This is a genomic window from Gardnerella sp. c12Ub_1 (assembly GCF_055804375.1).
Genome location: NZ_JANUZC010000001.1, coordinates 462324 through 474728, shown reverse-complemented (window position 1 = coordinate 474728; position 12405 = coordinate 462324). Strand labels below are relative to the sequence as shown.

Annotated in this window: 9 protein-coding genes; 6 read left to right on the top strand and 3 right to left on the bottom strand. The window is 42.0% G+C overall.

All coding sequences use genetic code 11. The features are described from left to right. Positions 1-106: 106 nt before the first annotated feature. The 3 genes from NYP65_RS01920 (at position 107) to NYP65_RS01910 (ending at position 4430) form a co-directional block, all read left to right on the top strand. A complete protein-coding gene (locus NYP65_RS01920) occupies positions 107-982 on the top strand; it encodes an amino acid ABC transporter permease (protein WP_004130649.1) in 876 nt (291 codons plus the stop codon). An 81-nt stretch (positions 983-1063) separates the two neighbouring features. Beyond that, positions 1064-2971: a glutamine--fructose-6-phosphate transaminase (isomerizing) gene (gene glmS, locus NYP65_RS01915; protein WP_004130650.1), complete on the top strand. Its 1908-nt coding sequence runs from the start codon at positions 1064-1066 to the stop codon at positions 2969-2971. A 16-nt stretch (positions 2972-2987) separates the two neighbouring features. Beyond that, a complete protein-coding gene (locus NYP65_RS01910) occupies positions 2988-4430 on the top strand; it encodes an extracellular solute-binding protein (RefSeq protein WP_102705038.1) in 1443 nt (480 codons plus the stop codon). 63 nt (positions 4431-4493) lie between these two features. Here NYP65_RS01910 and NYP65_RS01905 read toward each other — a convergent pair whose 3' ends face one another. Continuing rightward, complete coding sequence (locus NYP65_RS01905; protein ID WP_101889251.1) at positions 4494-5264, bottom strand: type III pantothenate kinase; 771 nt, start codon at positions 5262-5264, stop codon at positions 4494-4496. 198 nt (positions 5265-5462) lie between these two features. Between NYP65_RS01905 and NYP65_RS01900 the strand changes: the two genes are divergently transcribed. After that, positions 5463-7226, top strand: coding sequence for a glycoside hydrolase family 13 protein (locus tag NYP65_RS01900; protein ID WP_101896601.1), 1764 nt, complete (start codon positions 5463-5465; stop codon positions 7224-7226). Positions 7227-7356: 130 nt separating this feature from the next. On the opposite strand, the gene pdxT is transcribed toward NYP65_RS01900, so the two are convergent. Continuing rightward, positions 7357-7950: a pyridoxal 5'-phosphate synthase glutaminase subunit PdxT gene (gene pdxT, locus NYP65_RS01895; protein WP_101889427.1), complete on the bottom strand. Its 594-nt coding sequence runs from the start codon at positions 7948-7950 to the stop codon at positions 7357-7359. 28 nt (positions 7951-7978) lie between these two features. After that, complete coding sequence (pdxS, locus tag NYP65_RS01890) at positions 7979-8914, bottom strand: pyridoxal 5'-phosphate synthase lyase subunit PdxS (RefSeq protein ID WP_101896600.1); 936 nt, start codon at positions 8912-8914, stop codon at positions 7979-7981. Positions 8915-9349: 435 nt separating this feature from the next. Here pdxS and NYP65_RS01885 point away from each other — a divergent pair, with 435 nt between their 5' ends. Beyond that, entirely contained in the window at positions 9350-11044 is a 1695-nt protein-coding gene (locus tag NYP65_RS01885) for an ABC transporter substrate-binding protein (RefSeq protein WP_473410528.1), read from the top strand. Between the two features lie 366 nt (positions 11045-11410). Further along, complete coding sequence (locus NYP65_RS01880) at positions 11411-12379, top strand: ABC transporter permease (RefSeq protein WP_248899204.1); 969 nt, start codon at positions 11411-11413, stop codon at positions 12377-12379. Positions 12380-12405: the final 26 nt, after the last annotated feature.

Sequence of the window (12405 nt, the reverse complement as noted above, 5' to 3'; positions counted from 1 at the left end):
TGTGATTTGCCTTGCTAAATGCTTTCTATGAATGCTTTATATGATTGATTTAGCTATTTAATATTCGCTAGTAGAAACTTTGTATGCTTAGAGTAGGATTAAAAACATGAGTGCTAAAAATAACAACAACGAGCGTATTTTGCCAGTCAAAAAACCTGGACATATTATATCTGGCATTATTGTTGCGATTCTAGCGTGTGCTCTTGTGTATTCAATTGCTACAAATCCGCGATTTGAGTGGGCAATCGTTTGGAAATACATTTTTAACGAGAATGTTCTTGCTGGTATTGGTTGGACTTTGTTGTTGACTTTGCTTTCTATGGTTATTGCGATTGTTTTGGCTGTTTGTTTGGCTATGATGCGTAAGAGTGTTAATCCTGTTTTGCGTGGTGTTAGCTGGTTCTTTATTTGGTTTTTCCGTGGTACGCCTGTTTATACGCAGCTTGTTTTTTGGGGTATGTTTGCGGTTCTTGTTCCTAAGTTGAGTTTGGGTATTCCGTTTACGTCTGTTGAGTTTTTCTCGATTGATTCTAATGTTGTTATGACTTCTTTGAATGCTGCTGTTGTTGGTTTGTCTCTTAATGAGGCTGCGTATTTGTCGGAGATTGTTCGTGCTGGCTTGGAGGCTGTGGATGCTGGTCAGGTTGAGGCTGCTCAGGCTTTGGGTATGGGTAGGTCTTTGACTATGCGTAGGGTTGTTTTGCCTCAGGCTATGCGTATTATTGTTCCGCCTTTGGGTAATGAGACTATTGGTATGCTTAAGACTACGTCTTTGGTTTTGGCTGTTCCTTTTACTTTGGAGCTTCAGTTTGCTACTAATGCTGTTGCTAATCGTATTTATAAGCCGATTCCTCTTCTTATTGTTGCTAGTGTTTGGTATTTGGTGATTACGTCTGTTTTGATGGTTTTGCAGGTTATGTTAGAAAAGCATTTTGGCAAAGGATTTGAAGCAAAAGCAGATAGCATTCATAGCAACAGATAGCAGTAATTGCAAAACATAATTCAAAACATAATTGCAAAACATGTAGAAACACACACGTTTTATAACGTAGAATAGAAGATTATGTGTGGAATTGTTGGATACGCAGGTTTTGGCACAGTTTGCGCAAAGCCTTTAGAAGTTTGCTTAAACGGATTAGAACGCTTAGAGTACAGAGGCTATGATTCGTCTGGTGTGGCTCTTGCTGCTCCAGGAATGGATTCTATATGTGTTCGCAAAAAAGCTGGTCGCTTAGCTGTTTTAAGAAAAGATATAGCCGAAAATCCAATGCCAGATGCGAGCGTTGCAATAGGCCACACGCGTTGGGCTACAAATGGCGCTCCATGCGACTTAAACGCGCATCCTCATGTTAGTGCAGACGGAAAAATCGCCCTTATTCACAACGGTATTATTGAAAACGCTATTAGTCTTAAAGAACAAATGCAAAAAGAAGGCATAGAGTTTTCGTCTCAAACAGATACGGAAGTTGCAGCAAAAGCGCTTGGAAAAATCGCGAATCAAATAATTGAAGAAACTGGTAAGCCAGATCTTTTTGAAGCAATAAGACGAGTTGCAAAAATTCTTAAAGGAGCTTTTACTCTACTTGCAGTGGACGTTAGACAGCCTAATATTGTTGCTGCTGTTCGCCATGATTCGCCACTTGTAGTAGGTGTTTCAAATAACGAGTATTTTCTAGGCTCCGATGTTGCTGCTTTTGTTCAATACACAGATAAAGTGCTTGAAGTTGGTCAAGATCAAGCTGTTTTAATCGGAGATATAGAAGGAAACAAAAAAGCGCAGCTTTGTCTTACAGATTTTGACGGAAACGAGATTAAAGATCCTAGCTATTTTACAGTAGACTGGGATGCTTCGGCAGTAGAAAAAGGCGGATGGGATTCCTTTATGGATAAGGAAATCCACGAAGATCCGCATGCTGTAGCCGATACTTTGCGCGGGCGATTTGACGCAAAAGGGAATATTATTCTTGACGAAGTTAGGATTAGTCAAGATGCTTTGCGATCAATCGACAAAATAATAGTTGTGGCTTGTGGAACAGCAAGCTACGCAGGATTAGTTGCAAAATATGCGATTGAACATTGGGTGCGTATTCCAGTAGAAGTGGAGCTGGCTCACGAATTTAGGTACAGAGACCCGATTTTAACGCATAGAACGCTTGTTGTAGCAATTTCGCAGTCTGGCGAAACAATGGACACGTTAATGGCGTTAAGGCATGCGCGTGAGCAGGGTAGTCGCGTGCTGGCAATATGCAACACTCAAGGTTCGAGTATTCCGCGAGAATCGGATGCTGTACTTTACACGCATGCGGGACCGGAAATCGCAGTTGCTTCTACAAAAGCATTTGTTGCACAAATCGTAGCTGCATACATGCTTGGCCTTTATTTGGCTCAAGTCAAAGGAACAATGTACAGGGATGAGATTCAGCAAATCGTGTCTCAGCTTAAAGAAATGCCATCTAAAATCCAAAACGTTTTAGACACTCAAACGGATTCAATAATGCAAGCTGCAAAGCGAACAATGGACGCAAAATCGTTCTTGTTCCTTGGCAGGCACGTTGGTTACCCAGTGGCGCTAGAAGGTGCGTTAAAGCTAAAAGAGATTGCGTACACGTTTACAGAAGGTTTTGCTGCAGGAGAATTAAAGCACGGCCCGATTGCTCTTGTAGATAAGGGAGAGCCAGTTGTTGTTATAGTGCCATCTTCTAGGGGAAGAGACGTTTTACATGCTAAAGTGATATCGGGAATCGAAGAAGTTAAGGCTCGTGGAGCGTTTACGATTGCGGTTGCAGAAGATGGCGATCCAGACGCTGAGCGTTACGCAGATATTGTGTTCTGGCGCCCTAAGTGCCCAACATTGCTAAGCCCTCTTGTAGATGTTGTAGCATTGCAACTTTTTGCTATGAATATGGCAAAGCTTAAAGGCTACGACGTTGATAAGCCTAGGAATCTTGCAAAATCCGTAACTGTGGAATAGCAATACAATGAGTGTTATGAGTGCAAGAAGACCGCTCAAAAATCGCAAGCAGATTGCTGACTATTTTGTTAGGCGCATAATAACTGCTGTTTTATGCGTTTTTGCTGTTGTTTTTTGTGCGTCATGCGGATCTGTTGATTCTAGAACTAAAATCACGGTGTGGTCTTGGGAGCCAAGCATGAAGCGGATTGCTGCAGATTTTGAGAAGCAAAATCCAGATATTCGCGTTAGTGTTAAAGACACAAGTGGGTATAGCAATCTTAATAGCGCTATTCAAGATGGTTACGGCATGCCAGACGTTGCTCAAATTGAGTACTATGCATTGCCACAATACGCTGTTAGCGGTCAGCTTCTAGACATTACAGATAGGGTACAAGGAACTCAAACATTTTACACGCAAGGATCATGGTCTTCTGTGCAATTAGGAGGCCGAATATACGGTTTGCCAATGGATTCAGGGCCTTTAGCGTGGTTTTATAATCAAGATGTGTTTAGCCAAGCAGGTGTGGATGCTACACAAATTCACACTTGGAAAGACTACATTCATGCAGCAAGAAAGCTAAAAAATATTGGCGTTTATATTGCTGCAGATTCTGGAGATGCTAGCTTTTACAACGCTATGATTTGGCTTTCTGGCGGACATCCGTTTATAACTTCGCACGACGGAAAAACTGTTACTGTTCGTTTAAGTAAAGATAAAGGAACAAAAGACTTTACAAACTTTTGGCAATTAATGATTGACGAAGACTTAGTGGACACAAGGCTTACAACGTGGACTCCAGCTTGGAAGAGCGCTGTTGGTTCTGGCAATGTTGCTTCCGTTTTTGCTGGAGCATGGATGACTTCGCTTTTAATGCACGATATTCCAGGCGGAGCAGGGCTGTGGCGTGTTGCAAGAGTTCCAACAATGGATGGCAAAAATCATAATGCGCAAATGGGCGGATCTGCGCTAAGTGTATTGCAATCTAGCAGGAAGCCAGAAGCTGCAATGCGTTTTGTTGATTTTGTTTGCCACAATCAACAAGGCATTAAAGAACGCGTTAGTTCGGGAGCATTCCCAGCAGACGTTGTAACTCTTAGAGATAGCGCATTTTTGAATAAGACTACTGTTTTGGATTCTAGAGGAATTAAAGTGCCATACTTTGGTGGTCAACGCTTTAATCGCGTCTTTGCGGATGCAGCACAGCATGTGTATACGGGGTACAAGTATTTGCCATTTGAAGTATATTCGCGTAGTGATTTTCGCTCCACAGTTGGCTTAGCTTACGATTGGAATCGAAAGTCAAAAGCGCGATTAAATACTAAAGCTATGATTGATGCTGGAATTAAGCAAGATGACGGAAAAGATTTTGTTCTTCCAGACGACCCTGGCCCTAAGATTCGACTTAAAGATGGAATCGCGCTTTGGAAAAAAGACTTAAAAGAATACGGGTATAATCAAGGTTTTGTTGTGCGATAATTATTCGCTAAGACTATTCGCTAAGACTATGCTCTTTAGGTTTGTAATCCAAAGGAAAAGTCGCTAGCAACCGATTGTTCTTCTATAAATCTCGTACATTCCTTTAAAAATCAAATTTGGATCGTAGTAATCAATCGCATCAACGTCTTTTTCAAAAAGTCGCCCCAAGCCTCCTGTAGCAACAACCTTAAAAGGCTCATTTATCTCTATTTTGAATTGCTCAATTGTGCGCTCAATGCCTCCGAGGAAGCTGTAGTAGAGGCCAGCTTGCATAGCAGGACGAGTTGATTTTGCAAGAACGGATTTAGGGCGAGAAATCTCAACTTCTGGAAGCTGAGCAGTATTATCCCATAGAGCTGCCGCAGCCGAGCTGATTCCCGTGCAAATAAGTCCGCAAGTAATTGCTCCGCTTTTATCAACGTAGTTATAAGTTGTAGCTGTGCCAAAATCAATTACCAATGCTGGGCCGCCGTATTCGTAAAACGCGCCAACACAATCTGCTAAGCAGTCTGCGCCCAAGGAGCGTGGCTCGTCAATCCTAATATTTACGCCAGTTTTTACTCCAGGACCTACAATCATAGGGTCGATTTGCAAAAACTTAACAATGCTTGCGCGGAACGAGTGCATAACTTTTGGAACAACCGAAGCAACAATAACATCTTCAACATCGTTTACGCTAAAACCGCTTAAATTAAGGAATTGCGTAATCATAATGCCGTATTCGTCGGAAGTGTGATTTGCTTTTGTAGTCATTCTATATGTGCCAACAATCTTGCCGTTATCTAAGAATCCAAGCACAATATTTGTGTTGCCAATGTCTACTGCTAAAAGCATATTCGCCTCCGTTGCGTTTGTGTGTTGCCAAACTTAAGTATGCGCATCTTTAGGCAATACTACATTAATGCTAAGTCGTTGCGTGCAATTTGATTGTTTGTGCTTGCTGTTTTAGGAAATCACATAAAAGTGTGGCGGTGTGGCACAGTAGGTGATAAAGTCGAAAACAATGGCAGCGAGGCTAGAAAGGAAATGTAAATGATAAATCGTCATGCAATATTGCATAAGCCACTTTCTCAATACGCGTATTCTACGGCAGAGTATTGCTTAACAATTCGTTTGCGCGCGGCAAAGAATAATATTAGTTTATGCGTTTTGCACTACGGAAATCGTGTTGATTTGACTCCGTTAGACAAGTTCCGCACGTTGAAAATGGAAAAGATTGCAAGCGACGATTACTTTGACTACTATGAAGCAAACATAAACAGCGATTTAGATAGAGTTTGTTATTACTTTGAGATGCAAGATGCGGATGAGCACTTGTATTTGTACGCCGATACTATTGCATCTGATTTTCCAGAAGATCGTACAGAAGTCTACCAGTTCCCATTTATTCGCCGCGAAGAGATTAGCGACGTTCCGCATTGGCTTAAAGAGGCTGTTGTTTACAACATTTTCCCAGATAGTTTTGCAGATTCTAAACGCGGCATAAGTTGCATTGCAAAAGATTATTTTGATGAGAAAACTGGTCAAACTTTGCACACTCGTTTGGGCGGAACAATTAGAGGCATAATCGAAAATCTTGATTATATTGAGGATTTAGGCTTTAATTGCCTGTATTTGAATCCAATTTTTACAGCTGCAGAATACCATCGTTACGATCTTCTTGACTATTACCATGTTTGCCCTAATTTGGGAACGGACGACGATTTTAGGGAGCTTGTTAGCGAGGTTCATAATCGCGGCATGCACATAATTATTGACGGCGTTTTTAATCATTCTAGTTGGTATTTCTTTGCGTTTGACGATGTTGTTAAAAATGGCGAAAATTCGCGATACAAGGATTGGTTCTATGGATTAAAGTTCCCTGTTAAGCGCCCCGAAGATGGCGAGAGCCCAAGCTACACGTGTTTTGCATATGAGCGTAAAATGCCGAAGCTTAATACTTCTAATCCCGAAGTTCGAGACTATTTTATGGATGTTTGCCGCTATTGGCTTGAAGATTTTGATGTTGACGGTTGGCGTTTAGACGTTGCTAATGAGGTTGATAAAGACTTTTGGCGTGCCTTCCGCTCTGTTGCTAAAAAGACTAAAAAAGATAGTGTGCTAATTGCGGAGATTTGGGAGAATTCTGAGCGTTGGCTGCAAGGAGATATGTTTGACTCCACTATGAACTACGAGTTCCGCAAAGTTTGCCGCGATTTCTTTGCTTTTGGTAAGATTAATGCGCGCGAGTTTAATAGTCGATTTGTGGATATGCTTTTAAGATACCCATTCCCGATTGTTCAAGGTCAATTGAATTTGCTTGATAGCCACGACGTTAGTCGCTTTAGGAGCTTGTGCGCGCAAAATTCCGCGGATTCTGGCGATTCTTCCGCGGTGGATAAGCGATTCCGTTTGGCTGAACTTTGCCTTCTTACATCTGTTGGAACTCCAAGCGTGTTCTACGGTGATGAGCTTGGCGTAGTTGGTTTTGAAGAGTGTGATTACCGCGCGGCTATGCCTTGGGCAAATCCTGTAAAGGATAATCGCGACTTGTTCCGCGAGCTTATAAAATTGCGTAAAAGTAACGATTGCTTTATTCATGGCAATTTTAGGGTTCTTGACTATGATGAGCGCGGAAAGTTTGTGTTTGCGCGAGAAGACGACTCTAAGCGCGTTGTTGTGGCTTTAAATGCGTTTAATGAGTCTAACGATTCGTTTAGTGGCTTGCCAGATTGTAAGCCGATTATTAGCTATAATTATGATGCTCAAAATCACTCTCTTGGAGCCTTTGGATACGCGATTTTTGAGGTAAAATAGCGATTTAATGGCGATTTAATAGCGATTTTTGCTGGCGATTTAATCAATAAAAGTGGCACTTAATCAAGTGATTTAAGTGCCACTTTTATTTGCAAGCTTAAGATATTTGCAAATCAAACTACAAATATAACTACAAATCCAAGAAAAGCTGGTGGATTCTTGTGTCTTCATCAAGCTCTGGGTGGAAAGCTGTTCCGATTTGATTTCCTTGGCGAGCAGCTACAACGTTGCCATCTACAGTTGCAAGAGCCTCGGCATTTTGTCCAACTTGCGCAATATAAGGCGCGCGAATAAATGTCATTGGAACAGATCCAAGATTTCCAAACTCAGATTCGCAATGGAAGCTTCCAAGCTGGCGTCCGTAAGCATTGCGCTTAACAGTAACGTCTAGCGTGCCAAATCCGCTAACTTCGTTACCTTCCACATTTTTTGCAAGCAAAATCAGCCCTGCGCAAGTGCCAAGAACAGGCATTCCGCTTACAATCTTCTCGCGCAAAGGCTCAAGCATGTTTTGCTCTTTAAGAAGCTTAGTTTGCACAGTGCTTTCTCCGCCAGGCAAAACAAGGCGGTCAAAAGATTGCTCCAAATCTCGTGCTTGACGAAGCTCAATAACGCGCGCACCCAGTTTTTCTAGCATTAAGCGATGCTCAAGAAAAGCTCCTTGAACAGCTAAAACAGCTACAGTGTGCGCGCAATTATTTGTATTGATAGGTGAGTTTGCCAAAATAATTCGCCTCAATTACTCGTTTTAATTACTCGCCGCGATTAGCCATTAAAAGCTTGATTTCTTGCTCGTTAATGCCAACCATAGCTTCGCCCAAATTCTCGGAAAGCTTAGCAATCATCTTGGCATCTTTGTAATTAGTAACAGCCTTAACGATTGAAGCAGCACGCTTTGCTGGGTCTCCAGACTTAAAGATGCCAGAGCCAACGAATACGCCTTCTGCGCCAAGCTGCATCATTAAAGCAGCATCAGCTGGGGTAGCAACGCCGCCAGCAGCGAAGTTAACAACAGGAAGCTTGCCGTTTTGTGCAACGTACTTTACAAGATCGAAAGGCACGCGCAAAGTCTTAGCTTCTTCAAAAAGCTCATCCTCGCGCATGCTTGTAAGCTTACGGATTGCGGAATTCATCATGCGCATGTGACGCACTGCCTGAATCACGTCTCCAGTTCCAGGCTCGCCCTTAGTGCGAATCATGGAAGCGCCTTCGTTAATCCTGCGCAAAGCCTCGCCCAAATCTTTAGCGCCGCAAACAAATGGAACTGCGAAATCGCGCTTGTTAATGTGGTAAACGTCGTCTGCTGGGCTAAGCACTTCGCTTTCGTCAATATAGTCAATCTCAATAGCCTCAAGTACTTGCGCTTCTACAAAGTGACCAATACGGCATTTTGCCATAACAGGAATAGACACAGCCTCTTGGATTCCGTGAATCATAGCGGGGTCGCTCATTCTAGAAACGCCACCAGCCGCGCGAATATCGGCAGGAATGCGTTCCAACGCCATTACAGCGCAAGCTCCAGAATCTTCAGCAATTCGTGCCTGCTCTGGAGTAGTAACGTCCATAATCACGCCGCCCTTAAGCATTTGTGCAAGCTGGCGATTTAGAGCAGTGCGGTCTTGGCTGCCGTTATTTTGCGGATCTGAGGATTCGTTTACTGTTACTGTAGTATTCAAGTTTTCTGCCATTATTCCTCGCTTTTATTGGCTTTTTATTGGCGCATTTTGCATGCATGCTGTGTGTAACATCTTTATGCGTCTGTTATATATTTTTGCAAATATGCAAGCTATCGTATTGTTTTTTGCGCACGTTTGCAAGTTTACGTCTGATGGCATTTAACCACATTCATAGGATATGTGATTAGAATAACGTCAAATTTTTATAGAATAGTGTTAAATTTTTTACACAATGATGTCAAATTTTTGTAAAAACGTATAAATATCAATTACTTATTAATGATTTATAACCAAGTTTTTAGACTCGCCCTAGTTTTGATTGACTTGCTAGCAAGCTACGATTGTATACGCCGTTGACTTTGTGTTGCAAGTGTTGCAATTAGACAAAGCAACGAGCTTAAAAATTGAACAGGTATGTATCTAATTCAATCCAGAAAGGTTTGTTGAATGGATAACAAAGAACCCAAAGATGGCGCATACTCTAAAGATGCGACCAATAAATTCTATGGGCAAGAAAACGCGCAAGAAAACGCGCAAGGATCGCAAGCTGGCTTTAGTACAGATGCTTCGCTTAACGCTGCGTCTAAAAGTGCGTATAAAACCAATAAGCGTGGTTTAGGAAAATTCTGGCTTGTTTCTGTAGCAATCGTAGTAATCGCAGTAGTTAGCGCTATTATTGCAACGCTTACAGGTCCACAAAAAAATCCTGCAAGTCAAACATCTTCTGCGCAAGTTTCAAATAAAACTGTGTCAATCGGATTAAAACTTGCTCCTACAAATCTTGATATTCGTAATCAATCTGGCTCATCATTGGAGCAATTGTTAATTGGAAACGTGTATGAAGGTCTTGTAGCTAGAAATACTAAAAATCAGGTTGTTCCATCCCTTGCAAAAAGTTGGAAAATAAGCAAAGATGGCTTAAAGTACACTTTCCACATGCGTAAAGGCGTTGTTTTTTCTAATGGGAATAAGCTTACTGCAAAAGACGCTGAGTGGTCTTTTAACGAGCTTGTTGCTAAGAAGTATCGCGGATCAAACATGGTTGGAAAAGTTGAATTCGCTAAAGCTAAAGATGATTACACGTTTGAAATCAAGCTTAAAGAGCCAAATGCAAAGCTTTTGTGGGCATTGTGCTCTAGAGCTGGCTTAGTTTTCGATAAGCTTGCGAATTATGACGCTAAAACTCAAGCTGTTGGATCTGGTCCGTATTTGGTAGAAAAGTTTGTGCCAAACGACCGAGTTGTGTTAAAAGCAAATCCGCGCTATAAGGGCGTTAATAAGGCAAAAACTCAAAAAGTTGTTGTTCGCTATTTTGTAGACGATGTTGCTGCTGTAAATGCGCTTTCTTCGGGATCTGTTCAAGCTTTGGCGCCTATTTCTGGCCAGCTTGCTAAGACTTTTAAGGCGGATTCAAAGCACTATGTTGTTAAAGCTGGAAACACTACCGATAAATTTGTGCTTGCTATGAATATGAATGGTGAGCGCACTAAAGATAAGCGTGTGCGTCAAGCGATTCGCTATGCGATTGACCATAAGCAAATTATTGCTTCGCGCGGAGGTACGGATGCTTTGCTTGGCGGACCAATTCCTTCTTTGGATCCAGGATATGAGGATTTAACTAAGATTTACGCGCATAATGTTAAGCGCGCTAAGTCGTTAATGAAGGAAGCTGGTTTTAGCGAGTCGAATCCTTTGCATCTTTCGCTTACTTACCCAAATATTTATGGAACGCAACTTGGTGAGCAACTTAGGTCTCAATTAAAGCAAATTGGCATTGATCTAAAAGTAAACGTTGTTGAATTTACTACTTGGCTTCACGACGTTTATACAAATAAAAACTACGATTTGTCTATGGTAGATCACAATGAAAGCCACGATTTTGGCCAGTGGGCAGATCCTAAGTATTACTACGGTTACAACAATAAGCAGGTTCAGGATTTGTATGCTAAGGCAATGCTTTGCGCGAATATTAAGGAGTCTAATAAGCTCCTTGCTAAAGCTGCGCGAATCGTTAGCCAGGATGCTCCTGCAGATTGGTTGCTTAATTACAAAGTTGTTACAGCTAAGGTAAAGAACCTTGAAGGCATGCCTTTTGACATTAATCAAGTTCTTTTGCCGCTATACAACTTGCGACTTAAGTGATTTGGTCTAAATTTCCCGATTTTGTTGCTCAAAACCGCAAAATCACATACAAAAGCGCGCGAAGGCAACTCGGAGCGCTGAGCTTGCTCAAAGTTGAAAACACGATGTGCTTTTAACGCAAGTAAAGCGCTTTGACTGAGCTTGAAATTGCATAGCGCATTTCAAGCTCCTTCAAAGCGTGATTTGGCTTAAGGCATAAAGTCCAGTGGACTTTATGCGCCAAATCAGCCGAACGGCTACTAATAGCCGTGAGGAATAGCGCGCTGTAACGCGCGAACGATTTGACGGGTTTTGTACGTAAAATAGGCAAAATCACGTACAAAAAGCGGAAATTCTCGGGAACATTAAATTAAGTAAGGGGTTTGTATGAAGCGCATGATTCTTCGACGCATCGCGTTGTTCTTTGTAGCGCTGCTATTTATTTCTGCAATCGTATTTCTTGCTCTTAGAGTTTTGCCTGGAGACGTTGCTCAAGTTATGGCTGGCTTAAATGCGCCAGATGGAAAAGTTGAGCAATTAAGACGCGATTTAGGATTAAACAAGCCCCTTTTCATTCAATATTTAGAGTGGATTTTTGGTGTTTTTAGGGGCGACTTCGGCACATCAATGCTCACTGGTCGCTCCGTTGCGTCCACTATTGCTATGCGTGCTAGCATAACTTTTCCGCTTATTTTTCTAGGGCTTTTAATTGCGCTCGCAATTGGTATTCCGCTTGGATGTTTGCAAGTTTTGCATTCTGGCAAGTCTTTGCAAGGCTTTTTAAGATTTTGTGCGATTGCAGGCGGCTCTGTTCCTGCTCTTTGGGGTGGAATGATTTTAATCATGATTTTTGGAAGGGGTATTGGCTTAGTTGGGATTTTTCCTACTCAAGGTTTTCCAACAGACGGTTGGCGCGATTTTTCTAGCGCATTTTTGTCGTTGATTCTTCCATCGCTAACAGTTGGCATTATTGTTGGATCTGGCTTTATGCGTTACGCTGCAGCATCATTAGAGCAGATTTCTAATAGCGACATTGCTTTGCAAGCTATGGCTTGTGGCATGACTAAAAAGCAAATGATTTGGCGAGTTGGCTTGCGATTAGCGTTGCCGCAGCTTGTGTCTGTAATCGGCTTGACTTTTGCGCACATGATTATGGGCGTAATGGTTATTGAAAATCTGTTTTCGCTTCCTGGAATGGGTATGGGTCTTGTGCGCGATGTTGGTTTGCGAGATCTTATAGCTGTTCAAGGCAATCTTTTTATGCTTTCTGCATTGTTCTTGCTTGTTGGGTTTGCGATTGACGTGTTGCATCGTTTGCTGGATTCAAGGCTTAGCCAAGATTCGAGTAGCGAATGATTTGAGCTGTGATTCAAGTGGGGAGT